Source organism: Cryobacterium glaciale, assembly GCF_004402535.1.
GTDB lineage: Bacteria > Actinomycetota > Actinomycetes > Actinomycetales > Microbacteriaceae > Cryobacterium > Cryobacterium glaciale.
In genome coordinates this window covers 102150-128694 of sequence record NZ_SOEY01000034.1, presented here as the reverse complement: position 1 = coordinate 128694, position 26545 = coordinate 102150, and the positions used below count along the sequence as shown (strand labels likewise).

General features: G+C 66.8%; 19 protein-coding genes. 6 read left to right on the top strand and 13 right to left on the bottom strand.

Annotation, left to right across the window (positions count from 1 at the left end; genetic code table 11):
- Positions 1-45: 45 nt before the first annotated feature.
- The 4 genes from E3O06_RS16875 to E3O06_RS16860 are packed head-to-tail and all read right to left on the bottom strand — an operon-like array spanning position 46 to position 4113.
- Positions 46-846 carry an ABC transporter permease gene (locus E3O06_RS16875; protein ID WP_134504625.1) on the bottom strand — a complete coding sequence of 267 codons (801 nt, stop codon included), beginning with the start codon at positions 844-846 and terminating at the stop codon, positions 46-48.
- A 9-nt stretch (positions 847-855) separates the two neighbouring features.
- A complete protein-coding gene (locus E3O06_RS16870) occupies positions 856-1782 on the bottom strand; it encodes an ABC transporter permease (RefSeq protein WP_134504623.1) in 927 nt (308 codons plus the stop codon).
- Positions 1783-1814: 32 nt separating this feature from the next.
- Positions 1815-3017 carry an ABC transporter substrate-binding protein gene (locus E3O06_RS16865; RefSeq protein WP_134504622.1) on the bottom strand — a complete coding sequence of 401 codons (1203 nt, stop codon included), beginning with the start codon at positions 3015-3017 and terminating at the stop codon, positions 1815-1817.
- A 43-nt stretch (positions 3018-3060) separates the two neighbouring features.
- Positions 3061-4113 (bottom strand): ABC transporter ATP-binding protein, encoded by a 1053-nt coding sequence (locus tag E3O06_RS16860; RefSeq protein ID WP_134504620.1) that lies wholly within the window; start codon positions 4111-4113, stop codon positions 3061-3063.
- Between the two features lie 138 nt (positions 4114-4251).
- Here E3O06_RS16860 and E3O06_RS16855 point away from each other — a divergent pair, with 138 nt between their 5' ends.
- Both E3O06_RS16855 and E3O06_RS16850 read left to right on the top strand, forming a co-directional pair.
- Positions 4252-5058 (top strand): FadR/GntR family transcriptional regulator, encoded by an 807-nt coding sequence (locus tag E3O06_RS16855; RefSeq protein WP_134504618.1) that lies wholly within the window; start codon positions 4252-4254, stop codon positions 5056-5058.
- The gene (locus E3O06_RS16850) at positions 5055-5849 is read left to right on the top strand and encodes a cache domain-containing protein (RefSeq protein WP_134504616.1); all 795 of its coding nucleotides are present in this window, start codon (positions 5055-5057) and stop codon (positions 5847-5849) included. Before E3O06_RS16855 ends, E3O06_RS16850 begins: the two co-directional genes overlap by 4 nt.
- Here the strand turns inward: E3O06_RS16850 and E3O06_RS16845 are convergent.
- The 5 genes from E3O06_RS16845 to gatC are packed head-to-tail and all read right to left on the bottom strand — an operon-like array spanning position 5846 to position 10573.
- Positions 5846-6949 carry a VIT1/CCC1 transporter family protein gene (locus E3O06_RS16845; protein ID WP_134504614.1) on the bottom strand — a complete coding sequence of 368 codons (1104 nt, stop codon included), beginning with the start codon at positions 6947-6949 and terminating at the stop codon, positions 5846-5848. The two genes, E3O06_RS16850 and E3O06_RS16845, sit on opposite strands and share 4 nt — an antisense overlap.
- A gap of 2 nt (positions 6950-6951) precedes the next feature.
- On the bottom strand, positions 6952-7218 hold the full coding sequence (locus E3O06_RS16840; RefSeq protein ID WP_134504612.1) for a hypothetical protein: 267 nt from the start codon (positions 7216-7218) through the stop codon (positions 6952-6954).
- 3 nt (positions 7219-7221) lie between these two features.
- A complete protein-coding gene (gene gatB / locus E3O06_RS16835) occupies positions 7222-8727 on the bottom strand; it encodes an Asp-tRNA(Asn)/Glu-tRNA(Gln) amidotransferase subunit GatB (RefSeq protein ID WP_134504610.1) in 1506 nt (501 codons plus the stop codon).
- A complete protein-coding gene (gene gatA / locus E3O06_RS16830; RefSeq protein ID WP_134504608.1) occupies positions 8727-10274 on the bottom strand; it encodes an Asp-tRNA(Asn)/Glu-tRNA(Gln) amidotransferase subunit GatA in 1548 nt (515 codons plus the stop codon). Before gatA ends, gatB begins: the two co-directional genes overlap by 1 nt.
- Before the next feature lie 2 nt (positions 10275-10276).
- The gene (gene gatC / locus E3O06_RS16825) at positions 10277-10573 is read right to left on the bottom strand and encodes an Asp-tRNA(Asn)/Glu-tRNA(Gln) amidotransferase subunit GatC (RefSeq protein ID WP_134504606.1); all 297 of its coding nucleotides are present in this window, start codon (positions 10571-10573) and stop codon (positions 10277-10279) included.
- A 790-nt stretch (positions 10574-11363) separates the two neighbouring features.
- On the opposite strand from gatC, the gene E3O06_RS16820 reads away from it, so the two are divergent.
- Positions 11364-12506, top strand: a complete 1143-nt coding sequence (locus E3O06_RS16820) for a glutathione-independent formaldehyde dehydrogenase (RefSeq protein WP_134504604.1) — start codon at positions 11364-11366, stop codon at positions 12504-12506.
- A 51-nt stretch (positions 12507-12557) separates the two neighbouring features.
- Here E3O06_RS16820 and ligA read toward each other — a convergent pair whose 3' ends face one another.
- Genes ligA through E3O06_RS16805 form a run of 3 tightly spaced genes read right to left on the bottom strand, consistent with a single transcriptional unit; the run spans position 12558 to position 17215 of the window.
- Positions 12558-14807 carry an NAD-dependent DNA ligase LigA gene (gene ligA, locus E3O06_RS16815; RefSeq protein ID WP_134504602.1) on the bottom strand — a complete coding sequence of 750 codons (2250 nt, stop codon included), beginning with the start codon at positions 14805-14807 and terminating at the stop codon, positions 12558-12560.
- Complete coding sequence (gene mnmA, locus E3O06_RS16810) at positions 14800-15963, bottom strand: tRNA 2-thiouridine(34) synthase MnmA (protein ID WP_134504600.1); 1164 nt, start codon at positions 15961-15963, stop codon at positions 14800-14802. Before mnmA ends, ligA begins: the two co-directional genes overlap by 8 nt.
- 55 nt (positions 15964-16018) lie before the next feature.
- Positions 16019-17215 (bottom strand): cysteine desulfurase family protein, encoded by a 1197-nt coding sequence (locus E3O06_RS16805; protein ID WP_134504598.1) that lies wholly within the window; start codon positions 17213-17215, stop codon positions 16019-16021.
- An 85-nt stretch (positions 17216-17300) separates the two neighbouring features.
- Here E3O06_RS16805 and glgX point away from each other — a divergent pair, with 85 nt between their 5' ends.
- Positions 17301-19379, top strand: coding sequence for a glycogen debranching protein GlgX (gene glgX, locus E3O06_RS16800; protein ID WP_134504596.1), 2079 nt, complete (start codon positions 17301-17303; stop codon positions 19377-19379).
- 8 nt (positions 19380-19387) lie between these two features.
- Here glgX and glgP read toward each other — a convergent pair whose 3' ends face one another.
- Positions 19388-21955, bottom strand: coding sequence for an alpha-glucan family phosphorylase (glgP, locus tag E3O06_RS16795; RefSeq protein ID WP_134504594.1), 2568 nt, complete (start codon positions 21953-21955; stop codon positions 19388-19390).
- Between the two features lie 114 nt (positions 21956-22069).
- Between glgP and E3O06_RS16790 the strand changes: the two genes are divergently transcribed.
- Complete coding sequence (locus tag E3O06_RS16790) at positions 22070-24160, top strand: alpha-1,4-glucan--maltose-1-phosphate maltosyltransferase (RefSeq protein ID WP_420898895.1); 2091 nt, start codon at positions 22070-22072, stop codon at positions 24158-24160.
- Positions 24157-26481 (top strand): 1,4-alpha-glucan branching protein GlgB, encoded by a 2325-nt coding sequence (gene glgB / locus E3O06_RS16785; RefSeq protein ID WP_134504592.1) that lies wholly within the window; start codon positions 24157-24159, stop codon positions 26479-26481. The genes E3O06_RS16790 and glgB overlap by 4 nt, the downstream gene beginning before the upstream one ends.
- Positions 26482-26545: the final 64 nt, after the last annotated feature.

Sequence of the window (26545 nt, the reverse complement as noted above, 5' to 3'; positions counted from 1 at the left end):
CCCTAACCCGATCCTGCCCTTCTGCACTACCTCCCGGGGCGAAAGCTAGCGCACGACCTTCTCGGCGCCCGCGATCCGCTGCGCGAAGTAGATGGGAACGATCGAGACGAGCACGAGCACCACCGCGATGACGTTGACGACCGGCGCCTGGTTGGGCCGGAACAGGTTGTCCAGAATCCACAACGGCAGGGTCTTCACGCTCGACCCGGCCGTGAACGTCGTCACGATGATCTCGTCGAAACTCAGTGCGAAGGCGAGCAGTCCGCCGGCGAACAGCGCCGACCGCAATTGCGGAAAAGTCACGAGGCGAAACGTCGTCCAGATGCCGGCGCCGAGGTCGGAGGAGGCGTCTTCGAGGCTCGTTCCCAGCCGCCGCAGCCGGGCGATCACGTTGTTGAACACGGTCACGATGCAGAAGGTGGCGTGGGCGATGATGAGCGTCAGAATGGACAGCTGCACGCCCAGGCCCGTGCGAAAGGCGTTGTTCAGGGCGATGCCGGTAACGATGCCGGGTAGCGCGATCGGCAGGATGACGAGCAGGCTGATGGCATCCCGGCCGAAGAATTCGAAGCGCTGCAGCCCGATCGAGATCAGCGTACCGAGGACGAGGGCGATGGCCGTTGACGCGAGCGCGACCTGCAGGCTGGTCAGCACCGCGTCGAGGGCACCGTCGCTCTGAAATGCCTTCGCCCACCACTCCAGGGTGAAGCCCGGCGGCGGCCAGGTGAGGTTTTGGCTGGTGCTGAACGAGTTCACGAACACCACGAGCAGCGGCAGGTAGATGAGGGCCAGGACCACGGCCGTGATGGTCGCGAGCAGGCCGCGAGCCGGTCGACTCAGACGCATGACAGGCTCCTAAAGGTTATTCAGCGCACCCGTGCGCCGCACCGCGGCGAGGTAGGCGAAGATGATCAGAATGGGAATGAGCGCGATCGCCGCCGCGAGCGGCAGGTTGTTGGCCGCCCCAACGTTGGTATAGACGAGGTTGCCGAGCATCTGGTTGGCCCCGCCGACGATATTGACGGTGATGTAATCACCGAGCGACAGCGAGAAGCTGAAGATCGACCCGGCAATGATCGCCGGCCAGATCATCGGCAGCACTACCAGCCGCAACGTCGACCAGGTACCGCCACCGAGATCAGCGGATGCCTCCATCAGCGAATCCGGCACCCGCTCCAGCCCGGCGTAGATCGGCAAAATGACGTACGGCAGCCACAGGTAAGACAGGGTGATGATCGTCGCCGGCAGGCCGTAACCGGGGCTGTGCCCGCCGAACGGTGAAACCAGCCATTCGAAGATGCCGCCCTGGGACAGCACCGAACGCCAGGCGTACGCCTTCACGAGGTAGCTCGCCCAGAGCGGCATCAGAATGGCGATCACGAGGATGCGCTGGGCCCTGGGGCTGGCGACCTTGGCCATGTAGAACGCGATCGGCAACGCGATCAGGATGTCGATGATGGTCACGAGCAGCGCCACGCCCACGGTGCGAAGCGTCACGGTTTGGTAGAGCGACCCGGTCAGCACCGCCACGATGTTGTCGAGGGTCCACGTTTGGGAGATCTGCCCGGTGAACGAGTCGACCGTCCACAGGGCGGTGATCAGCAGAGCGGCGAGGGCCGCAATGTAGACCAGTCCGAGCCAGAACAGGGGTGCACCGAGCAGCAATGACAGCCGCACGCGCGGGTGCCGGCTGAGAAAGACCGAGCCCCGCCGGGCGATGCTGCCCCGTTGCGGGGGCACCACCGCCCGGCGTGTGGGTGGCGCGGAAGCGTCAACCGTCATTGTTCATCCTTCTGTTTGGCGCGAACGGGCTGTCAGCCCTTGATCTCCTGCCAGGCCGTGGTCCAGTCGGAGTAGTCCGTGCACTCGACGTCGGTGCGCCCATCGAGGCACTCGGCGATCGGTGTCGACCAGTACCAGATCTGGGCGGCGTACTCGGCGTCGCCGGCGTGGAAGACCTCGCAGTGATCCGGGTTGACCGTAAAGTCGCAGGCTCCGGCGTTGGACGGCGCCTCACCGAAGTACTCGGTGGCTTGCGCGTTGGCTTCGGGGCTCGCGATGTAATCGAGCCAGGCGTAGGCACAGTTCGGGCTCTTGGCGTTGGCGGCGATCATCCAGGTGTCCGACCATCCGGTGGCACCCTCCTCGGGCAGTACGACCGCGGCCGGGGTTCCCTCGGCGAGCGAGTTGTGGATGACCTGCCAGGTCGTGCCGACCACCGTGTCACCGGTTTCGAAGGCCTGCACCTCCTTGAGGTAATCCGACCAGTATTCGCCGATGTTCACCCGCTGGTCCTTGAACAGTTGAACGGATGCCGCGAGCTGCGTTTCATCCAGCGCATACGGGTTCGTAATCCCCAAGTCCGGCTGGTGCGTCATGAGGTAGACCGCGGCATCCGCCAGGGAGATCGGCGAATCGTAGGCGGTCACCGCACCCTTGTAGGCGGACGACTTATCGAAGACGACGTCCCACGAGGTGGGCGCCGGGGTGACGACCTCCGTGTTGTACATGAGCAGGTTGGCGCCGTAGCCGTGCGGAATTCCGTAGGAGACACCGTCGACGCTGTTCCACGACTGCATCTTCAGAAAGTCGAAGATGCCGTCGTAGTTGGGGATGAGGTCGGTGTTGACGGGGGCAACGTCGCCGGCGGCGACGAGCCGCAGCGAGGCGTCACCGGAGGCGGCGACGACGTCGTAGTCACCGGTCTTCATGAGGCTGAACGCTTCGTCGGAGGTGCCGTAGGTCTTGCTCGTGACCGTGCAGCCGGTCTCGTCTTCGAAGGCGCTGACCCAGTCCACTTCGGGGTCGTTGCTGCCGTCTTCGACATAGCCGGGCCAGGCCAGCAGCGAGACGGTGCCTTCCATCTCGCCGAGTTCGGACTGGGCCTCGGTCGAGACCGTCGTGCCACCGCCCTGGTTGGTGCCGCAGGCGGTCAGGAGCAGGGCTACCGATACGATCGCGACGCCGGTGAGGGCGCCAGAGGTAAAGCGTGTTCGGCGTGCAGGGGTGCGTTTCATGACTTTCTCCATTCGTGAATCGGTCAGGCCAATCGTGAATCGGTCAGGGGTGTGAAGTGAGAGCAGGAGCGGGAGCGGCCAGGGTGACGATGTCGGAGTCGTTCCAGCCGACGGTCACGCGCGCGCCGCGACCATTGGTCGCCGCGCGGTGGGCATCGTTCTGTTCGAGCACGACGACGCGCGAGCCGGCGTCGAGATCGACGATGAGTTGAGTGCTGCTGCCGACGTAGATGATCTCGGCGAGAACGCCGGCCGCGGTGCGATCGGCGACGAGGGGCAGGTTCTCGGTGGTGACGCTGATCTTTTCGGGGCGCACCGAGTGCACGCCACCGCGGCCGAGGAGGGCCTGCGAGATGCCGTCGTCGAAGATGTTCGAGGTGCCCACGAAAGCGGCGACGAAGGGCGACGCCGGGCGCTCGTAGATCTCGGCCGGCGTGCCGAGCTGTTCGATTCGGCCCTCGTTGAAGACCGCGATGCGGTCGCTGAGGGTGAGGGCTTCCTGCTGGTCGTGGGTGACGAAGATGAACGTGATTCCGAGGGTGCGCTGCAGTTCCTTGAGTTCGACCTGCATCTGCTCGCGCAGCTTGAGGTCGAGGGCGCCGAGCGGTTCATCGAGCAGCAATACCTTGGGCTGCACGACGGTGGCGCGGGCCAGGGCCACCCGTTGGCGTTGCCCGCCGGAGAGCTGGCTCGGCTTGCGATCGGCGAAACCGCCCAGGCGCACGGTGTCGAGGGCTGCTCGGGCCTGCTCCTGCCTGGCGCGTTTGGCGACGCCGCGCACGCGCAGCCCGTAGGCGACGTTGTCGAGCACGCTCATGTGCGGAAACAGGGCGTAGTCCTGGAACACGGTGTTGACGTCACGGTCGAACGGTGCCCGGTTCGTGACGTCCTGGCCGCGCAGGGAGATGGTTCCGCTCGTTGGCTGTTCGAAGCCGGCGATCAAACGCAGCACGGTGGTCTTGCCCGACCCCGACGGCCCGAGCATGGAGAAGAATTCCCCCTCGACGATGTCGAGGTCGACGCCATCGACGGCATTGACGCTGCCGAAACTCTTGGTCAATCCGGTCAAGCGTATGGCGGGCTGCGCTCCAGTCATACGATCTCCTCACTCATTTACTGGCACTTCAGGCATTCACTGGCTCCCTGCTCACTCGCAGGCTAATCATATGGAGTTAGATGTCATGAAAGTGCGACGGGATGTTACGGTCGTGTCACAACCTGAAATGAGTCGCCCATGCCGCAGTCCATCCGCGCCGGATCGGGAACGCGCGCGGCCATTTTCGCTCCGCTCGATGGTGCCGGGCGCGCCGAACTGGTGTTGCAGCGCCTGACCGACGCCATCGTGCTCGGGGTGCTGCACAATGGGGAACGGCTGCCGAGCGAGGCCGAACTGGCCCGCCAGCTCGGTGTCGCCACGGTCACCGCCCGCGAAGCGCTCGAGATTCTGCGCCGCAACAACCTCGTGCACACCAAGCGCGGTCGCGACGGCGGCAGCTTCGTCACCTTCGCCGGCGGGGGTGCCACCGACCTGCAGGACGACCGCCTCCTGGCCTGGTCCCGGGTGCAGGTGCGCGACCTCGGCGTGCACTATTCCGCGATCGCCGGCCTCGCCGCCGAACTCGCTGCCGAGCGGGCCAGCGCCGCCGACATCGCCAACCTCGAGCGCATTCTCGACCGCACCGATGCCGGCACAGCGGATGCCGCGCGTCGCGGGCAGGGTACCTTCCGCCTCGAAGTGGCCGCGCTCAGCCAGTCCGCCCGGCTAGTGCGCGAAGAATTGCGGCTGCAGGCCGAATTCGGCTCCCTGCTCTGGCTCAGCCTGCGCGAACCCCGTCGACGGGAGCGCTGCCGAGCCGAACAACGCGAGACGGTCGCTGCCCTCGTCGCCGAGGACGGCGCCAGGGCGCGGCAGCTCACCGTCTCGCAGATCACCGAATCGATCGAGTGGCTGATTGAAGCCAAAGCACGTTTGGAACAGAAGGGCAGGTCGACGATGACCGGCAGTACGTCCGCGCCAGTACCGACCGGGGCACCCGCATGACCATCACGCCCGAGCAGACGACGCCTCCCACCGACGCCTGCGTCGCATCCATTGCCGACGTGTTCGACCCGGTCTTCTCCCGTCTGGAACAGTGGGCCGACCTGGTCGAGCGCTATGCCGCGCGTCCCGACAGTGTCGCCGACCGGGCCGAACTGGACCCCCTGGTGGAGCAGCTCGTGCGCCGCGAGTTCGCCGACTCGGACGGATGCGTGATCGGGGCCGGTTTCGTCTCCGCGCCGCACTTTCTGGGCTGGCACCTGGCCTGGTGGCTCGGCGGGCAGAACGCGGCGTCGCAGGGGCTGCCGGCCACCGGCATCCGTCATCTGGAAACGGTCGAGGACCCGCTCAAGGAGAGTTTTCGCGACTACACGGCGTTGGAGTGGTGGCGCGTTCCGGCCCACACCGGACGCCGGCACATCACCGGGCCCTATGTGGACTATTTGTGCACCGACGAATACACGTTGACGCTCACACTGCCGGTCTACCGCGGTGGCACGGAGCTGATCGGGGTCGTCGGCATCGACCTGTCGGTCGATGAGATCGAACGCGATCTGGTGCCGCGCCTGGATGCCGGTGCCGTGGCGGCGACGGTCATCAACGCGAGCGGTCGGGTGGTCGTCTCGACCGACGCCCACCTCGCGACCGGGGCCCTGTTGCGTCTGCCGGGACTGACCGAACGTCTGGCCGACCCCACGCCGGCGTTCACAGCACTCGGACCCGACGGCGCGCACTCGTTCCAGTGGTGCGGCCGAACCGGGCTCGCGGTCGTCGCCGGCCCGGCGCCGAGCTAGCCGATCGTGGTGCCGAAAACCAGCCCGAGCAGGTAGGTGACCGCGGCCGCGCCGAGGCCGATCACGAGCTGCCGCAGTGCGCGCTTGAGCGGCGGCCCGCCCGAGAGCAGGCCGACAACCGCGCCGGTGGCGAGCAGCGCCACGCCCACCAGAACGGTCGCGACGATGATGGCCGCATAGCCGCTCAGGCCGAACAGGTAGGGAAGCACCGGCAGCAGCGCGCCGGAGGCGAAGAAGCAGAAGCTCGACAGGGCGGCGCCGGTTCCGGTGCCGATGGCCTCGTGTTCGTCGGGCTCCGGAGCCTGGTGGCCGACCGCGGCAATCGGGCCGGTCGCGGCATACGCGGTCGCAAGCACGCCGCGGGCGTAGCTCTCGGCTTCTTCTTCGGACATGCCCCTGGCCCGGTAGACCAGGGTCAGCTCGTTGGCGGCGAGGTCGAGGTGCTCGAGCACGCTCTTCGCCGGGGCCGCGGGGGTGGAGGCTTCGAGCAGTTCCCGCTGGGACCGCACCGAGACGTACTCGCCGGCCCCCATCGAGAGCGCCCCGGCCAGCAGCCCGGCAATACCGGTGAACAGGATCGTCGCGGCCGGCACCCCGGTCGCGCCGATGCCGAGCACGAGGGCCAGATTGCTGACGAGGCCGTCGTTGACGCCGAACACAGCAGCGCGAAAGGTGCCGGAGAGGCGTTTGCGGCCGCGCGCGGCGAGGCCGCGCACGACTTCCTCGTGCACGGTTTCGTCGGCGGCCATGGCGCTCGTCGCGTCGGCATCCGCTTGGTAGGGCGAGCGGCCCTCGGCCCGCTGGGCGAGGGCGAGCACGAAGACGGAACCGAACCGGCGGGCCAGCAGGCCGAGAAACCGGGTGCGCAGCGCGCCGCGCCGGGGCGAGCCGAGGTTGGGGCCGAGCAGTTGCCGCCAGTGCTCTTCGTGACGGCCCTCAGCGTCGGCGAGGGCGAGCAGAATCTGCCGCTCTTCGCCGGAGCGACGGTCGGCGAGGTCGCGGTACACCGCAGCCTCGGCCTGTTCATCGGCCAGGTATTGCCGCCATCGACGGATGTCCCTGGCCGACGGTTCCCGCCCGTCCCGCTGCGTAGTGATCACGTTCACGCCTCCGGCGCCGCTTCCAGGAAGCTCTGCGGGATGCGCGCGGAATCGTGCGGTCCGGAGCCGCCAAGGCCGAAGAAGGGTTCCTCGAACCGCACCACCCAGAACTTCTCGCGCGCCACGGCCGGTGCGTAGAGGCTGGCTCCCTCCGACTCCCCCGCCGCCACGATTACGCCGATCGGGTCGTCGATGAGGGAGTCGGGAAAGCGGGTGCGGCCCCGGTGGACGATGACCTGCACGCCTACGCCGAAGGCTGCGCTGCTCATGCTCTACTCGATCGTGGCGGCGCGTTCGAGCACGAGTTCGCGCACCCGCGCGGCATCCGCTTGACCGCGCATGGCCTTCATGACCGCGCCGATGACGGCACCGGCGGCCTGCACCTTGCCGTCCCGAATCTTGGCGAGCACGTCGGGCTGGCCGAGCAGCGCGGCGTCGATGGCGGCGATGAGGGGGCCGTCGTCGGAGACCACGGCGAGGCCGCGGCTCTCGACGACTTCGGCCGGGGTACCTTCCCCGGCGATGACGCCCTCGAGTACCTGGCGGGCGAGGCGGTCGGTGAGAGTTCCGGCCTCGACGAGCTTGATCAGCGCGGCGAGTTGCACCGGCGTCACGAGAGAGTCGGCGGCGACCCCGGCCACGTTGGCGAGCCGGGCGATTTCGCCGGTCCACCATTTGCGTGCGGCCTGAGCGGATGCCCCGGCGGCGACGGTCGCTTCGACCGCGTCGAGCAGGTCGGAGTTGACGACGTCCTGGAACTCGAGGTTCACGAAACCCCACGCCGCCTGCAGCCGCTTGCGGCGGGCTGCCGGCGGCTCCGGCAGCGTCAGGCGCAGTTCTTCGACCCACGCGCGGGACGGCGCCATCGGCAGCAGGTCGGGCTCGGGAAAGTAGCGGTAGTCGTCGGCGTCGCTCTTGGGTCGACCGGCGCTCGTGCGGCCGGTGTCTTCGTGCCAGTGCCTGGTCTCCTGGGTGATGGTGCCGCCGGCATGCAGCACGGCCGCCTGACGCTGGATCTCGTAGCGCACGGCACGCTCGACACTTCGCAGCGAGTTGACGTTCTTGGTTTCGGTCCGGGTGCCGAGCACGTTCGAGCCGCGCGGGCGCAGGGAGACGTTGGCGTCGCAGCGCACGTTGCCCTCTTCCATGCGGGCATTGGAGACGCCGAGCGCCTTGGCGATCTCTCGAATGGCAGCGACGTAGGTCTTGCCGATCTCGGGGGCGTCGTGTTCGGCACCCTCGATCATCTGGGTGACGATCTCGACGAGCGGCACGCCGCCACGGTTGTAGTCGACGAGCGAGTAGTCGGCGCCCTGGATACGTCCGGTGGCGCCGCCCATGTGGGTGAGCTTGCCGGCGTCGTCTTCCATGTGGGCGCGTTCGATCTCGACGGTGACCAGGCGGCCGCTCTCGAGTTCGATCGTGATGGATCCGTCGTGGCAGATCGGATCGTCGTACTGGCTGGTCTGAAAGTTCTTCGCCGTGTCGGGGTAGAAGTAGTTCTTGCGGGCGAACCGCGAGTGTTCCGCGATCTCACACCCCAAAGCCAACCCCAAACGGATGCTGGATTCGATCGCCTTCTTGTTCACCTGCGGCAGGCCGCCGGGCAGGCCGAGGCAGGTGGGGCAGGTGTTCGTGTTGGCGCCGGATCCGAACTCGTTGGCACAGCCGCAGAACATCTTGGTCTTGGTGTTCAGCTCGACGTGCACCTCGAAGCCGAGCACCGGCTCGAACAGTTCGAGTGCTTTGTCGTAGTCCATCAATTCAGCACTAGCCATCAGACGGCTCCCTCTTCGCTGGCAAACATTTCGGTCGGGGTCAGGGCTGGAGCCTGGCTGAGCATGGTATGCCCCCAGTTCGCTTCGAGCAGCTGCTCGATGGCGGCGCCGACGGTGTAGAGGCGGGCATCCGCTTTGGCGGGGGCCATGATCTGCAGGCCGACCGGCAGGCCGTCTTCGGGTGCCAGTCCGATCGGGATGCTCATGCCGGGCACTCCGGCGAGGTTCGCCGGGATGGTGGTGACGTCGTTGATGTACATGGCCATCGGGTCGGCGAGCTTTTCACCGAACTTGAACGCGGTGGTCGGGGCGCTCGGCGAGACGAGCACGTCGACCTGGTTGAACGCGGCGGCGAAGTCGCGCTGGATGAGCGTGCGCACCTTCTGCGCACTGCCGTAGTAGGCGTCGTAGTAGCCGGCGCTCAGGGCGTAGGTGCCGAGGATGATGCGGCGCTTGACCTCGGCGCCGAAACCGGCCTCGCGCGTGGCGCTCATCACGTGCTCGCTCGTGAGCGAGCCGCTTTCGGGGTTGACCCGGATGCCGAAGCGCACCGAGTCGAAGCGGGCCAGGTTGCTCGACGCTTCGGCCGGCAGGATCAGGTAGTAGGCCGCGACGGCGTACTCGAAGTTCGGGGCGGAGACCTCGGTGATCTCGGCGCCGGCGGCAACGAGCAGGGCGAGCGTTTCGTTGAAGCGCTGGGTGACTCCGGCCTGGAAGCCATCGCCGGAGAGTTCCTTGATGACGCCGACGCGCACGCCCTTGAGGGCGCCGTCCTGGAGCCCGGCCCGGGCGGCGGCGGCCATGGAGGGCCAGCGCTCGGTGAGGGAGGTGGAATCGAGGGGGTCGTGCCCGCCGATGACGTCGTGCAGCAGCGCGGCGTCGTAGACCGTGCGGGAGACCGGGCCGACCTGGTCGAGGCTCGACGCGAGGGCGATCGCGCCGTAGCGGGAGACTCCGCCGTAGGTGGGTTTGACGCCGACCGAGCCGGTGACGGCGGCGGGCTGGCGGATGGATCCGCCGGTGTCGCTGCCAAGGGCGAGCGGCGCCTGGAAGGAGGCGACGGCCGCGGCCGAGCCTCCGCCGGAGCCGCCGGGAATGCGGTCGCGGTCCCAGGGGTTGCGCGTGATTCCGTAGGCGGAGTGTTCGGTGGAGGAGCCCATGGCGAATTCGTCCATGTTGGTCTTGCCGAGCGGTACGAGCCCGGCCGCGCGCAGCCGGGCGACGACGGTCGCGTCGTACGGCGGAACCCAGCCTTCGAGAATTTTCGACCCGGCAGTGGTGGGCATGTCCTGGGTCGCGAGCACGTCCTTGATCGCGATCGGAACACCGGCGAGCGGATTCAGCTCTTCGCCGGCGGCGCGCCGGGCGTCGATCTGTGCTGCGGTAGAGAGGGCGGCGTCGCCGGCTACGTGCAGAAAGGCGTGCAGGTCGGTGTCGACGGCCGCGATGTGGTCGAGGTGGGCGCGGGTCGCTTCGACGGCGCTGACCTCCTTGCTGATCAGCAGTTCACTGAGCGCGGCGGCGGAGAGCTTGGTGAGATAGGTCATGGTTACTCCTCGTCCAGAATTGCGGGCACGCGGAACTTGTCACCGGCACGGTCGGGAGCACCGGACAAGGCCTGCTCGACCGTCAGGGACGGCACGACGACGTCGTCACGAAAGACGTTGGTCAGCGGCATCGGGTGGCTCGTGGCCGGGGTGTCGGCGGTGGCTACCTCGGAGACCTTGGCGATCGAGTCGACGATCTGGCCGAGGTCATGGGTGAGATCGGTGATCTCGAGGGGGCTGAGGTCGATCCGGGCAAGGTGTGCCAAATGGGCAACCTGCTCGGCCGTGATTTCAGACATGGTGCTCCGATACGCATTGGGGTGGATTCTTCAATCCTATTCGCCAGCCGCCGCGAGCCCGTTCCGCCGACCTCACCACGCAGAACCCGAGTGGATCCGTGCTTTCGATGCGGGATCTCCCGAGCCCTGAACCGGGCTCGGGTCAGATCAAGATCCGTGTGCGGACTGCGTCGGTGAACCGTGCCGACCTCATGCTGAGTGTCGAGGATACGGTAAGCCAGACCGTCTGGAATGCACACGATGAAAAGACAACGCATGCGAGAGACCGATTTTTTTTGACGGCGCTAGGGTGCCCGCCATTGGCCAGGGAACCTGGCATCTCGGTGAGAACGCCGCGAAGCGAACAAACGAGGTGGCGGCCCTCCGGGCAGGGATTGACGCCGGCCTGGGTCATTCGGCAACCGGGCGTCATCGCGATTCCCAAGGCATCGTCCGTGGAGCACGTGCATCAAAATGTCGGCGCTGCTGCGGTGGTGCTCGACGCCGAGGATTGCCTGTCGCTGGATAACGCATTTCCGGCGCCCCACGGCAAGCAACCGCTCGATATTCTGTGACGTCTTCTGTTGTTTCGTGACGAAGACCTGTTTTCCGTGACGACGATCCAGCCAACGCACTTCCGCCCACCCGTGTCAGAGCGAAACTGGCAGGTGAAATGTGATCATGATAGACCTGAGGTATGCACACTTTCCGTGCGGCCCGCGGCTGTTCGGACATTCAGACTCAGAACATCTCCGTAAGTGAAGACGGAACTTCTGTCTTCACCGTCACGAAAATATGGGAGTGAAGAGAAATGAAAGCAGTCGTTTACAAAGGCCCCAACTCGGTCAGTGTTGAAGAGGTTCCGGACGCCAAGATCGAACGCCCCACCGACGTTTTGGTACACATCACAGCTACAAATATTTGCGGTTCAGATTTGCACATGTACGAGGGACGAACCGATTTCGAGGCTGGACGCACGTTTGGTCACGAGAACATGGGCGAGGTCATCGAAGTCGGCAACGGCGTCGACGCCGTCAAGGTCGGCGATCGGGTCGTGTTGCCGTTTAATATCTCCTGCGGCTTCTGTAAGAATTGCGAACGCGGATTTACCAATTACTGCATGACTACTCAACCGGACCCGGTCGGCGCGGGCGCTGCCTACGGCTTCGCTGGCATGGGTCCGTACCCTGGTGGGCAGGCCGAAATGTTGCGTGTGCCCTACGGCGACAACAATTGCCTACGCCTCGGTGAAGACGCCATAGAAAAGCAGAACGATTACGTGATGCTCTCGGACATCTTTCCTACGGGCTACCACGCCACCGAAATGGCCGGCGTGATCCCCGGCGACACGGTAGTGATTTATGGCGCGGGTCCGGTCGGGCTGATGGCCGCCCTGTCTGCAACGATCAAGGGCGCGAGTAAGGTCTGGGTGGTGGACCGACGCCCGGATCGGCTGGCCCTCGCCGAGCAGATCGGTGCGATCGCCGTGGATGATTCAAAGACAGACCCGGTTCAGTTCATCTTGGACCAGACGAAGGGTATCGGCGCGGACCGGGGTTGTGAATGCGTGGGCTATCAGGCCCACGACCCACAGGGCACCGAAGATCCCGCGATGACTCTGAATCGGCTGATTCAGTCCGTGCGCATTACCGGGGGCATTGGCGTTGTCGGCGTCTTTTTGCCGGCAGATCCCGGCGGCTTCGACGCGAACGCCAAACAGGGCAAGCTTGCCATCGACTACGGCCTGCAGTGGCTTAAAGGCCAGAGTATGGGCAGCGGCCAATGCCCGGTGAAGAAATACAATCGGCAATTGCGCGACCTCATTGCCGTGGGCAAGGCCACGCCGTCATGGATCGTTTCCCACGAGATCCCCCTCAGCGACGCCGCGGATGCCTACAAGAACTTCGGCGATCGCAACAAGGGGTGGACCAAGGTCATTCTCAAGCCCGAGTAGGCCGGACCGCGGCGCGATCACCGCGCAGACTCGACCGTTGAGGGAGTGAACTCACGAGGACGCGGGTGCCAAACCGGCCGGTCCACCCTCGAGTAAGGTTCGAAACTCGTCGGCGTCGAGAATGCGCAGGCCCAGCGCCTCGGCCTTGCCGAGCTTGGATCCGGCGCCCGGCCCGGCAGCGACGAAGTCGGTGTTCTTCGACACGCTCGACGCGCTCTTGCCGCCGGCTGCGATGATCGCCTCTTGGGCGCCTTCCCGGGTGAAGCCCTCGAGCGAGCCGGTCGCGACGACGGTCAACCCGGCGAGCACTCCCCCGGCGGCCGCGGCCGCGCCCGGACCTAAATGGCCGGGCGTGGTGAACTGCACGCCGGCCGCGGCCCACTGGGTGACGATATCGACGTGCCAGTCCACCAGGAACCAGTCGAGCACCGCGTCGGCGATGATGCCGCCGACGCCGTCGACCTCGGCGAGTTCCTCACGGGTGGCGGCACGAATGGCGTCGAGCGACCCGAAGTGGTTGGCGAGCGCGCGGGCGGCGACCGGGCCGACGTGACGGATATTGAGCGAGACCAGGATACGCCACAGCGGCTTGGTCTTGGCCTTGTCGATTTCGGCGAGCAGTTTGAGTGCGCTCGAGGACGGCTGCGGGCCCGTGAGGCCCTGCTTCTTTTCGGCGGCGGTGGGATTGCGCTGGAACGGCATCCGCTGTCGGGCCGTGCCGCCGTCGTCTTCCTTGGGCAGCCCGGTTTCCGCGTCGCGCACGATCACCCGGATGGGCAGCAGGTCACCCAGGGCGAGGTCGAATAGGCCGGCCTCGGTCGACAGCGGCGGATCAGCTGGCACGGTCGGCTGGGTGAGCGCGGAGGCTGCGACCTCGCCGAGCACCTCGATGTCGAGGCCGCCGCGGCTGCCGATGTGTTCGACCCGGCCGCGCACCTGCGCGGGGCAGCTGCGCGCGTTCGGGCAGCGCAGGTCGATGTCGCCCTCTTTGGCCGGGGCCAGCGGGGTGCCGCACTCCGGGCAGTTCAGCGGCATGACGAATTCACGTTCGGCGCCGTCGCGCAGCTCGACGACCGGGCCGAGCACCTCCGGGATGACATCGCCGGCCTTGCGCAGCACAATCGTGTCGCCGATCAGCACGCCCTTGGCCTTGACGACGTCCTGGTTGTGCAGGGTGGCCTGGCGCACCTCGCTGCCGGCCACCAGCACCTTTTCCATCACGGCAAAGGGGGTGGCGCGGCCGGTGCGGCCGACGCTCACGACGATGTCGAGCAGTTTCGTGTTGACCTGCTCCGGCGGGTACTTGTAGGCGATCGCCCAGCGCGGGGCCCGGTTGGTGGCGCCGAGCTCGGCGTGCAGGGCGAGCTCGTCGATCTTGATCACGATGCCGTCGAGTTCGTGCACGACGCTGCCGCGGTGTGCGCCGTAGTAGTCGATGAACTCGGCCGCCTCGTATACCGTCTCGACGACCGTGAAATAGCTGCTGGTCGGCAGACCCCAGCCCGCGAGCAGGCCGTAGACCTCGGACTGGGTCTGAACGGGCGGGTTCTCCCAGGCGCCGATCCCGTGCACGAGCATGCGCAGCCGGCCGAGGCGGGCCTTCATCAGACGCAGCTGGTCGGCGTTCTTGCCGGCGGCTTTCTGCCGCAGCGACCCGGCCGCCGCGTTGCGGGCGTTCGCGAAAACGCGCTCGCCGGCGGCGGACTGTGCGGCGTTCAGGTCGTCGAACGCGGCCGTGGGAAAGAACACCTCACCACGTACCTCCATGAGCGGCGGATGCCCGGTGCCGGCCAGCCGCGACGGGATGCCGGGCACGAGGTCGATGTTTTCGGTGACGTCTTCGCCGACCACTCCGTCGCCGCGGGTCGCCGCGGAGACGAGCACACCGTTGGCGTAGCGCAGGTTGATGGCGAGGCCGTCAATCTTGAGCTCACACAGGTAGTGCACGGCGCGGCCCGAGTTCTCCGCGGTTTTGCGCGCCCAGCCCTCGAATTCTTCGAGCGAGAAGACGTTGTCGAGGCTGAGCATCCGTTCGGCGTGGGTGACCGGATCGAACAGGGTGACCTCGGCGCGGCCGCCGACGGTCTGGGTGGGGCTGTCCTGGCTCTGCAGCTCGGGGTGCAGCCGCTCGAGTTCGCCGAGACGCTGCACCAGAAGGTCGTATTCGGCGTCGGCGATGACGACCGCGTCCCGCCCGTAGTAGGCGTCACGGGCGGCGAGCACGCGCGTGGTGATGTCGGCAGCCTCGGCGGCCGCGGCGGCGAGGCTCGCCGGAGTGGTGTCGGCGACGGACTCAGGCATTGACCGGGACGGGGCTGGCCGAAGCGGTGTTTGTTGAACTGATGGAAACCGGAATGGCGCTGACCGTGCGGTCGATGGTGCACTGGCCGAGCACCCTGGTACCCACGTAGACGACGGCGGTCTGGCCGGGGGCGACGCCGGCGAGCGGCTCGTTCGGAATGATGCGCAGTTCGAGGGTGCCGTCAATGCCGGTAACCGCCGTGGTTGACACCACCTGCGCGACCGCCGGAACCGGGTCGGCGTGGGCGCGAATCTGCACGTGGCAGGCGAATTCCACCTCGGGATGTTCGGGCGCGAGGCCGGCCCAGGTGTATTTGTTGCCGGCGATCTCCCTGATGGCGAGTGCCTCCTTGGGCCCGACGATGACCGTGTTGCTGATCGGGCGCACCTCGAGCACGAACCGCGGCTTGCCGTCGGCGGCCGGCGTGCCGATCGACAGCCCCTTGCGCTGGCCGACGGTGAACGCGACGGCTCCGTCGTGCTGGCCGAGCGTATTGCCCTCCCGGTCGAGGATGTCGCCGGTCACCGGGGCGACCCGTTCGCCGAGCCAGCCCTTGGTATCGCCGTCCGGGATGAAGCAGATGTCGTAGGAGTCCGGCTTGTTCGCCACCGAGAAGCCGCGTTCGGCGGCTTCGGCCCGCACCTCGGCCTTGGTCGGCGTCGCGCCGAGCGGGAACAGGGAGTGGTTGATCTGGTCGGCGGTAAGCACGCCGAGCACGTAGGACTGGTCCTTGGCCCAGGCGGCCGCGCGGTGCAGCTGCTTGTTGCCGTCGGCATCCGTCAGAATGCTCGCGTAGTGGCCGGTGCAGACGGCGTCGAAGCCGAGGGCCATGGCCTTTTCGAGCAGGGCGGCAAACTTGATCTTCTCGTTGCAGCGCATGCACGGGTTCGGGGTGCGGCCGGCCGCATATTCGGCGATGAAGTCATCGACGACGTCGAGCTTGAACCGTTCGGAGAAATCCCAGACGTAGTAGGGAATGCCCATGATGTTGGCGGCGCGCTGGGCATCCATCGAGTCTTCGACGGTGCAGCAGCCGCGGCTGCCGGTGCGCAGTGTGCCCGGCATGCGGCTCAGGGCAAGATGCACGCCGACCACCTCGTGTCCAGCTTCGACCGCACGCGCGGCTGCGACGGCGGAATCAACACCGCCACTCATTGCTGCTAAAACCTTCACCCAACGAGTGTACGCGGAGTGCCTGTTGGAGCCAACGTCAGCGCCCCGGCACCCGATCGGCCATGCCGGCGGCGAGCGCCTGAGCGTGCGCGGCCGGCAGGGCCGCGAGCAGCGCGTCGACGTCGGCCTCGGTCGACGAGTGGCCAAGCGTGATGCGCAGGGCACCGCGGGACTCGGCCTCGCTCCGCCCCATGGCCCGGAGTACGTGCGACGGTTCTGGCACACCGGCCTGGCAGGCCGACCCGGTCGACACCGACACCCCGGCAGCGTCGAGCAGGAACAACAGCGAGTCACCCTCGCAGCCGGCAAAGCTGAAGTGGGCGTTGCCGGGCAGCCGGTGCACAGGGTCGCCGTTCAGCACCGCACCGGGGGCGAGCCGGGCCACCCCGTCGATCACCCGGTCGCGCAGCGCGGCCAGACGGGCGGTTTCGACGCCACCCGCAGCCGCCGACAACCGGTCGAGAACAGCGGATGCCGCCACCGCGAACGAGACCGCCGCCGCAACATCCTGAGTACCGCTGCGCACCTTGCGCTGCTGCCCGCCGCCGTGGATGAGCGGTTCGACCGTGGTGGCGCGGCCGAGCACGAGGGCGCCGATGCCGACCGGACCGCCGATCTTGTGCGCCGAGACGCTCAGCGCCGACACTCCGGCAGCGGCGAGCGTGCGAAAGTCCACCGGAATGTAGCCGTAGGCCGCGACGGCGTCGACGTGCACGGGAATGCCGTGGGCCGCGGCGAGCGCCGCCACCTCCGCGACGGGCTCGATCGTGCCGACCTCGTTGTTGGCCATGATCACGCTCACCAGCGCCACATCGAGGGGGTCACGCGCGATGGCAGCCGCGAGCGTGCCGAGATCGATGCGTCCCTGGTCGTCGAGCGGGATCCACTCGACGGTCGCTCCGTCATGCTGCGCGAGCCACTCGACGGTGTCGAGGGTCGCGTGGTGTTCGCCACCGGGCACCAGGATGCGGCGGCGCGGGGCGCGTGCCCAGTACAGGCCCTTGATGCCGAGGTTGATGGCCTCGGTTCCGCTGCCGGTGAAGACCACCTCGATCGGGTCGCAGTGAAGGCTGGCGGCCACGATTTCACGCGACTCTTCGAGCATCCGTTTCGCGTTCTGGCCCTGGCTGTGCACCGAGGCGGGGTTGCCGACGATGCCCATCGCTTCGGCATAGGCAGTAATAGCGGCGGGAAGCATGGGCGTGGTCGCCGCATGGTCCAAATAGACAACCATGCGCCCTATTTTACGCCCCCAAAATTTACCGTCGAGCGGATGCCGGTGGTCGTCACGCTCCCCCGCACTGATTACTCTTGAACCCATGAGTTCCACCGACCCCCTGCGCAACCTCGGTGTGCGATTGACCAGCGCCGGCGGCGAACTCCGCGTATGGGCCGAGCACGCCGACGCGATGGACCTGTGCCTGTTCGACGACACCGACCCGAACTGGATCATCAAGAGCGTGCCGATGACCATGGACGTGCACGGCGTCTGGTCCGGCAAATCGCGCACCCTGTCGCCTGGGCGACGCTACGGCATCCGGGTGTCGGGTCCGGCGAGCCAGAAGAACTCGTTCCACCCGGAAAAAACCCTGATTGAACCATATTCTCGTGGTCTGGTGCGGGTCGGGGCCGGGCTGTGGCAGTCCTCGGTCGTCGACGACTATTTCGACTGGAACGGCACCGGAAAACCGGCAACGGCCCTCGATCACACCGTGGTCTACGAGGCGCACGTGCGCGGCCTCAGCCGGCTGAACCCGTTGGTTCCGGCCGCGCTGCGCGGAACCTACGCGGGTCTCGCCCACGAATCGACCATCGCCTACCTGAAAGACCTCGGCGTGACCGCGGTCGAACTGCTGCCGGTGCAGGCGTTCGTCTCGGAGCAGCGCCTGATCAAACAGGGCCTGATCAACTATTGGGGGTACAACACCCTCAACTTCTTCACCCCGCACGCCGACTACGCCACCCAGGCGGCCCAGTCCGCCGGGCCGGCAGCCGTGCTGCGCGAGTTCAAGGGCATGGTCAAGCTGCTGCACGAGGCCGGCCTCGAGGTCATCCTCGACGTGGTCTACAACCACACCGCCGAAGAGGGACGCAACGGACCGGTCACGAGCCTGCGCGGCATCGACAACGCGGCCTACTACCGGCAGGATGACTCCGGCGCCTACATCGACGTGACCGGCTGCGGCAATACGGTCAACTTCAGCCACGACGTGCCAAAACGGCTCGTGCTCGATTCGCTGCGCTACTGGGCCAACGACCTGCAGATCGACGGGTTCCGCTTCGACCTGGCCGCGACGCTCGGCCGGGACGCCGGCGTCGTCTACGACCCGGAGCATCCGCTGCTCACCGAGATTCGGGACGACCCGGAGCTGGCCGGCGTGAAACTCATCGCGGAACCGTGGGATGTCGGCCAGGGCGGCTGGCAGACCGGCAATTTCCCGCCGGGCTGGACCGAGTGGAACGACCGCTACCGCGACCGCATGCGCGATTTCTGGCTGTCGGATATGAAAAGCCTGCGCCTGACCGGCTCGGCAGGCAGCGGCATCGGCCGGTTCGCGACCCGCGTCGCGGGGTCGTCGAACACCTTCTCGGAAGCTCGCGGGCCGCTCGCCTCGCTCAACTTCATCACCGCGCACGACGGATTCACACTCGCCGACCTGACCGCCTACGACGTGAAGCACAACCTCGGCAACGGCGAGTCGAACCGTGACGGCACCGACAAGAACAGCTCCTACAACCACGGCGTCGAGGGGCCGACTCGCGACGTGGCGATTCTGGCGACAAGGCGCAAGGCCATGCGCAACCTGCTCGGTACGCTGCTGCTGTCGGCCGGCATTCCCATGCTCACGGCCGGCGACGAGTTCGGGCGCAGCCAGCGCGGAAACAACAACGCCTACTGCCAGGACAGCGAGCTGACCTGGCTCAACTGGGACTTCGACGACTGGCAGCAGGACCTGCACCGGGTCACCCGCCGCCTGCTGCAGCTGCGCCGGGAGAACCCCGCGTTGCGACCGGTGCACTTCGGGCGGTTCGGAGAGACGACGCCGAGCGCCAGCCAGCTGGACTGGTACAACAGTGCCGGCGAGGCGCTCACCGGCGACGCCTGGAACTCGCCGACCGAGCGCACCCTGCAGTACATGGCTGCGTCCACCCCCGAGCACGAAGCGTTCAACCGCATACTGCTCGTGATCAACGCCCGGGAGCAGGACGAGACGGTCACCCTGCCCGCGCATGAGGGAGTGGATGCCTACACGCTGCTCTGGGATTCCAGTCACGACGACCTGCGCGACTTTCGTCTCGAACACGCGCCCGGTACTCCCCTGATCGTGCCGGGAGCCTCGATGCAGCTGATGCGCGCACACGGCGCGTTCGTGCCGCGCCGCACGCCGCGGGTCTGACCCCGGGCTCAGTTCGCGACGGCGACCAGGCCCATCTCGGCCGGACTGATCAGCAGGTCGTTCCGGGGAACGACACGCACGGTGTACCCGAACGCTCCGGCCCGGTCGAGTTCGACCGTTCCGGTGAACAGCGTGGCCCCGCCGACCGGGGCTTCCTTCACGGGGGCCGGTTCGAGCGCTTGGATGGCCACATTACGCAGTTCGTCGGTGCCGAGGCTCTTGCCGTAGACGACCTCGACGGTGACGTCCTCCGGCGCCAGTCCGCCCAGCTGCACGTGCGCACGCAGGTGCAGGTCATCACCCACTTCGGGTACCGACGAGACGCCGCCGGATTCGACGTGGGTCACTGCGACCTGCGGCCAGGCCGAGACGATCCGGCCCTTCCAGGCTGCCAGTTCACGGGCGGCACGGTAGTTGTTGGCCGACATCAGAGCTTCGTAGTGGCCGGCCGGGCGGTACAGTCGCTGCACGTACTCGCTCACCATGCGGTCAGCGGATAGTTGCGGCGACAGGGTGGACAGGGTATGACGGATGTTGGACACCCAGCGTTCGGGAACGTCATCGGCGTTCCGTTCATAGAAGGTCGGTGCCACCTGGTGTTCGATCAGGTCGTAGAGCGCCTCGGCCTCAAGCCGGTCGCGTTCGGCGGCGTCGCCGGCCGAATCGGCCGACGGAATAGCCCAGCCGTTCTTGCCGTCATAGTATTCCGGCCACCAGCCGTCGAGGATCGACAGGTTCAGCGCGCCATTGAGAGCCGCTTTCATGCCGCTCGTACCGCAGGCTTCGAGCGGGCGGAGCGGATTGTTGAGCCAGACATCCGTTCCTGGATACATCAGCTGAGCCATCGCGATGTTGTAGTCGGGCAGGAAGGCGATGCGCGAGCGCAGGGCCGGGTCGGCGGCGAACTGAACGATCTTCTGGATCAGCCGCTTGCCCTCCTCGTCGGCGGGGTGCGATTTGCCGGCAATGACGATCTGAATCGGATGTTCCGGGTGCAGGAGAAGAGCTCGCAAGCGGTCCGGATCGTGCAACATCAGGGTGAGGCGCTTGTAGGTGGGAACACGGCGGGCGAACCCGATGGTCAGAACGTTCGGGTCGAAGACCTGGCTGATCCAGGCCGGCGGGATGCCGCCCGGGTTCTGGTCGCGCCAGGCGCCCAGCAGCCGACGGCGGGCATCCTCGACGAACTGCAGGCGCATCTGACCGCGCACCGACCAGAGGTCCTGGTCGGACACCTCGCTCGAGGCCCAATTCGCGATCGACGTGTCGCTCGTGCCGAGCTGGGCCTGCGCGAGGCTCTTGAGCGCCGGGTCGGTCCAACTCTGGGCGTGCACACCATTCGTGATCGACGTGATCGGCACATCCGCTGAGTCAAAACCCGGCCAGAGACCGTTGAACATGCGGCGGCTGACCTCACCGTGCAGGGTGGACACACCGTTGGCATGCTGGCCGAGGCGCAACCCCATGATGGCCATGTTGAACACCTCGGAGGAGCCGCCAGCGTAACTTTCCGCACCGAGCGCCAGCAGGTCGTCCACGTCGACGCCGGGCAGCAGGTCGGTGCCGAAATAGCGACGCACGAGCGAACGCTCAAACCGGTCGATGCCGGCGGCGACCGGGGTATGGGTGGTGAAGACGGTGCCGGCCCGGGCCACCTGGAGGGCTTCCTGAAAGCTCAGGCCCTCGCCGATCAGGCTCGAGATACGTTCGAGGCCGAGGAACCCGGCGTGGCCCTCATTGGTGTGGAAGACCTCGGGCTCCGGCAGTCCATGCAGCGAGCTCCACAGTTTCACGGCGCGCGCGCCGCCGATGCCCAGCAGCAACTCCTGCAGCAGTCGATGTTCGCCGCCGCCGCCATAGAGACGGTCCGTGACCAGGCGCAGGTCGTCGACGTTTTCGGGGATGTCGGCGTCGAGCAGCAGCAGGCGCACCCGGCCCACCTTGGCCTGCCAGACCCGCGCGTGCAGGGTGCGGTCGTCGGGAAGAGCGAGGGAAACCTGCACGGCCGAGCCGTCGGCGCGGCGCAGCACGGCGAGCGGCAGCCCGTCGGGGTCGAGCAGCGGGTAGCTTTCCATCTGCCAGCCGTCGGGCGAGATGGCCTGGCTGAAGTACCCGGCACGGTAGAACAGACCGACGCCGACGAGCGGCAGGCCGAGGTCGGAGGCGCTCTTGAGGTGGTCACCGGCGAGGATGCCGAGACCGCCTGAGTACTGCGGCAGGGCAGCGGCGATCCCGAATTCCGGTGAGAAGTACGCGATCGCGGCGGGCTTCTCGCCCTCGAGCCCCTGATACCAGCGCGGCTGTTCGAGATAGTCTCGCAGCCCGTCGCGGGTGGCATTGACCTCACCGACATAGTCACGGTCCCGCGCGAGCTCGTCGAGGCGGCGCGGGTCGACAGCGCCGAGCAGAGCCACCGGATCGGTGCCGATCTCGCGCCACAGATCCGGGGCAATACGCTCGAACAGCTGCCGAGTGGGCTCGTGCCACGACCAGCGGAGATTGCCGGCAAGCTCCTCGAGCGCCGCAAGGGGCTCGGGGAGAACGGCACGGACGGTAAATTTGCGGATGGCCTTCACGAGGTCAACCTTAGGGGTGCCACGTGTCCAACACGTAACACCCAAATTCGCAGGTCCGGGCGAGCCGTGCGCCAGACGGGAGCCATTGCCACGCTTTCACGCTACGGTCGTGGTGTGGCCAAGACAGCAGCAAAAAAGACGACCCTGCCGACAGCATCGAGCAGCGCACCCGCGACCGTGTCCACGGTCTCGAGCAGCGCCGGCGCATTCGTAGGTCGAATCCCCGTTCTCGACCTCTCTCCCCAGCTGAACGACAATCTCTGGCCGGCCCGCGCCTTCGTCGGTGAAGTCGTGCCGTTCGCAGCGACTGCCTTTCGCGAGGGGCACGACCTCATCGGTGTCGAGCTGCAGCTCACCGCGCCCGACGCCAGCACCACACGGCATCCCATGACGCTGCAGGCCGACGGCGCCGACCGCTACGGCACCGCGGCTCAGCTCGGCGTCGCGGGCCGCTGGACCTATCGGGTCCGCGCCTACGCCGACGATTTCGCCACCTGGGAGCACAACGCCGCAATCAAGATTCCGGCGGGCATCGATGTTGAACTCATGTTCGTGATCGGCGGCGCACTGCTCGGCCAGGCCGGTCTGGACAAGGCCCGCCCACTTGCCGCTCGCCGCCTGTTCCAGACGGCAGCAAAAACCCTCGCCGACACTGAAAAATCGGCCACCGAACGTTTTCTGGCGGTAGCGGATGCCGCCCTCCGGCAGGCCATCGCGGCCCACCCCCTCGCCGGGCTGGCCTCGCTCTCGGCCGAACGCACGATCATCGTCGAACGGGCCAGGGCCGGGGTCGGCTCCTGGTACGAGTTCTTTCCCCGTTCGGAAGGGGCTGTGCGCCGGGCCGACGGCAGCTGGCAGAGCGGAACCTTTCGTACCGCGGCCAAGCGCCTGCCCGCCGTCGCGGCCATGGGCTTCGACGTGCTGTACCTGCCCCCGATCCACCCGATCGGGCAGGCTTTTCGCAAGGGACCGAACAATTCGCTCGAGGTCGCGCCGGGCGACCCCGGCTCACCGTGGGCGATCGGCTCGAAAGACGGCGGCCACGACGCCATCCACCCCGACCTCGGCACCGTCGCCGACTTCACCTTCTTTCTGAAGAAGGCGGCCTCGCTCGGCATCGAGGTGGCCCTCGACTTTGCGCTGCAGGCCTCCCCCGACCACCCCTGGGTGCTGGAGCACCCGGAATGGTTCACCACCCTTCCCGACGGCACCATCACCTACGCCGAGAACCCGCCGAAAAAATACCAAGACATCTACCCAATCAATTTCGACAACGATCCCGCCGGCATCCGTGCCGAAGCGCTGCGCCTCGTGCGCTACTGGATCAGCGTCGGCGTGCGCATCTTTCGGGTGGACAACCCGCATACCAAGCCGCTCGACTTCTGGGAATGGCTCATCGATGAGGTCAACGCCACCGATCCCGACGTGGTTTTCCTCGCCGAAGCCTTCACCCGACCGGCCCTCATGCAAGCGCTCGGCAAGGTCGGGTTCCAGCAGTCATACACGTATTTTACCTGGCGCAACACCAAAACCGAGCTCGAGGAATTCTTCCACGGCCTCGCCTCCGACACCCCCGACTTTCTACGTCCGAACCTATTCGTGAACACCCCCGACATCCTTACCGAATACCTGCAGTTCGGCGGGCCGGCGGCCTTCAAGATTCGGGCGGCCCTCGCCGCGACGGCGGCGCCGACCTGGGGGGTCTATGCCGGCTTCGACCTGTTCGAGAACGTTGCCCGGCCAGGTGCCGAAGAAAGCATCGACAACGAGAAATACGAGTACCGGCCGCGCGACTGGAGCAAGGCGGAGGAGCTCGGCAAGTCCCTGGCGCCGTACCTCACCCTGCTCAACCGCATTCGGGCCAAGCACCCGGCGCTGCGTCAGCTGCGCAACCTAAACATCCATGCCAGCGACGACGATTCGATCCTCGTCTACAGCAAGTACCTCGACGCCGCGTTCACCGGCACCGGCCAGGCGGATGCCCTCATCATCGTCGCCAACGTCGACCCGCACTCGGTGCGCCAAACGGTCGTGCACCTCGACGTGACCCGGTTCGGCATTGCAAGCGGCGACACCTTCGACGTGCACGACCTCGTGTCGGGAGCCACCTGGACCTGGTCGGCCGACAACTTCGTGCGGCTCGATGCCTTCACCGAACCGGTGCACATCCTGCACGTCACCCCCCACGATCCGGGCCACGCATGAGCGGCGACAAGAAGAAGTCCAAGAAGAAGAATTCGAGCAAGCACCAGAAGGGTCAGGGAAAGAACATCGACGGCAAGAAGGCTCAGTCCCCGACGACACAATCCACGAAGGCTGCGAAGCACGTGGCCCCCACTGAGCCGGCACCCATTCCCGACCACGTTCTCGAGGCCGTCGCCGCCGGCAGCTACTACAATCCGCACGAGATCCTCGGCCAGCACCTCGCCCACCAGGCCGGTGTCTCCGACCCGCTCGTCATCATCCGCGCGCTGCGGCCGCTCGCCACCGAGGTCTTCGCGATTCTGGCCAGCGGCGCGCACGTGGAACTCGCCCACCTCAAGCACGGCATCTGGCAGGGTGAAAGCACCCTCGGGCCCACCGACTACACGATCGAGGCCCGCTACCAGGATGCCCCGCCCTGGATCTGTGATGACCCCTATCGCTTCATCCCGACGCTCGGCGAGCTGGACCTGCACCTGATCGGAGAAGGCCGCCACGAGCGACTCTGGGACGTCCTGGGGGCACACCACCGCGAGCACCAGGGCGCCACGGCCGCCTCGACCGGAACCTCCTTCGCCGTGTGGGCGCCGCACGCCCGCGCCGCCCGGGTGATCGGTGATTTCAACGGCTGGAACGGCACGACCCACGCCATGCGCAATATGGGCAGCACCGGCGTCTGGGAGCTGTTCATTCCGGGCCTCGAACTCGGCACCAGGTACAAGTTCCAGCTGCTCACGCAGTCCGGCGCCTGGGTCGAAAAGGCCGACCCGATCGCCCGGCTGGCCGAGGTGCCGCCACTGACCGCGTCGGTCGTCACGGCATCGCACTACGAGTGGGCGGATGCCGCGTGGCTGGCCAACCGCAAGGCCAACGATCCGCACAACCAGGCGATGAGCGTCTACGAAATGCACGTCGGTTCCTGGCGACCCGGTCTCGGCTACCGCGACCTGGCGGATGAGCTCGTCGGCTATCTGCAGGAACTGAGCTTCACGCACGTGGAATTCATGCCTCTCGCGGAGCATCCGTTTGGCGGATCGTGGGGCTATCAGGTCAGCGGCTATTACGCGCCGACCAGCCGGTTCGGCTCCCCCGACGACCTGCGCTATCTCATCGACCGGCTGCACCAGGCCGGCATCGGCGTGATCATGGACTGGGTGCCCGGCCACTTTCCCAAAGACGACTTCGCCCTGGCCCGCTTCGACGGCCAGGCCCTCTACGAGCACCCGGACCCGCGTCGGGGTGAGCAGTTGGACTGGGGCACCTACATCTTCGACTTCGGCCAGATGCAGGTGCGCAACTTCCTCGTCGCTAACGCGCTGTACTGGCTCGAAGAGTTCCACATCGACGCCCTGCGCGTCGACGCCGTCGCGTCGATGCTCTACCTCGACTACTCGCGCGAGGACGGCCAGTGGGAACCGAACAAGTACGGCGGCAACGAGAACCTCGAGGCGATCAGCCTGCTGCAGGAGATCACCGCGACGGCGTACAAGCGCAACCCCGGAACGATCATGATCGCCGAGGAATCCACCAACTGGGGCGGGGTGACGGCGCCGACCAGCGGCGGCGGACTCGGGTTCGGATTCAAGTGGAACATGGGCTGGATGCACGACTCCCTCGAGTACATGCAGGTCGACCCCATGTACCGCTCCTACCACCACAACGACATCACCTTCTCGTTCATCTACGCGTTCAGCGAGAACTTTCTGCTGCCGATCAGCCACGACGAGGTCGTGCACGGCAAGGGCGCCCTGGTGTCGAAGATGCCCGGTGATTCCTGGCAGCAGCTCGCCAACGTGCGCGCCTACCTTGCCTTCATGTGGGCCCACCCGGGCAAGCAGCTGCTGTTCATGGGCAGCGAGTTCGGGCAGCGTTCGGAGTGGAGCGAAGAACGCGGCCTGGACTGGTGGATGCTCGACCAGCCGGCCCACCGCGGCCTGTTCAATCTCGTCGGCCAGCTCAACCGGGTGTACCGCGACAACGCGAGCCTGTGGAGCCGCGACAACGACCCGGGTGGCTTCGAACTGCTCGACGGCGGGGCCGCGAGCCAGAACGTCGTGTCGTTTCTGCGCTGGGACAACCACGGCGTTCCGGTCGCCTGCTTCTTCAACTTCGCCGGGCAGCCGCACACCGACTATCGAGTCGGCCTGCCGTTCGCCGGACAGTGGGAGGAAATCCTCAACACGGATGCCGGCGACTTCGGCGGCTCCGGCGTGGGAAACCAGGGAAACGTCGAGGCCTACAACGAGCCCTGGGCTGGTCGCCCCGCCTCCGCAACCCTGACTCTGCCTCCCCTGGCTGGACTCTGGTTACGCCTGCGCCGCTGAACCGCCCCGTGAGAGAGTAAAAGTGCCCGTTTGACTGAGTCAGACGGGCACTTTTGCGCTCTCG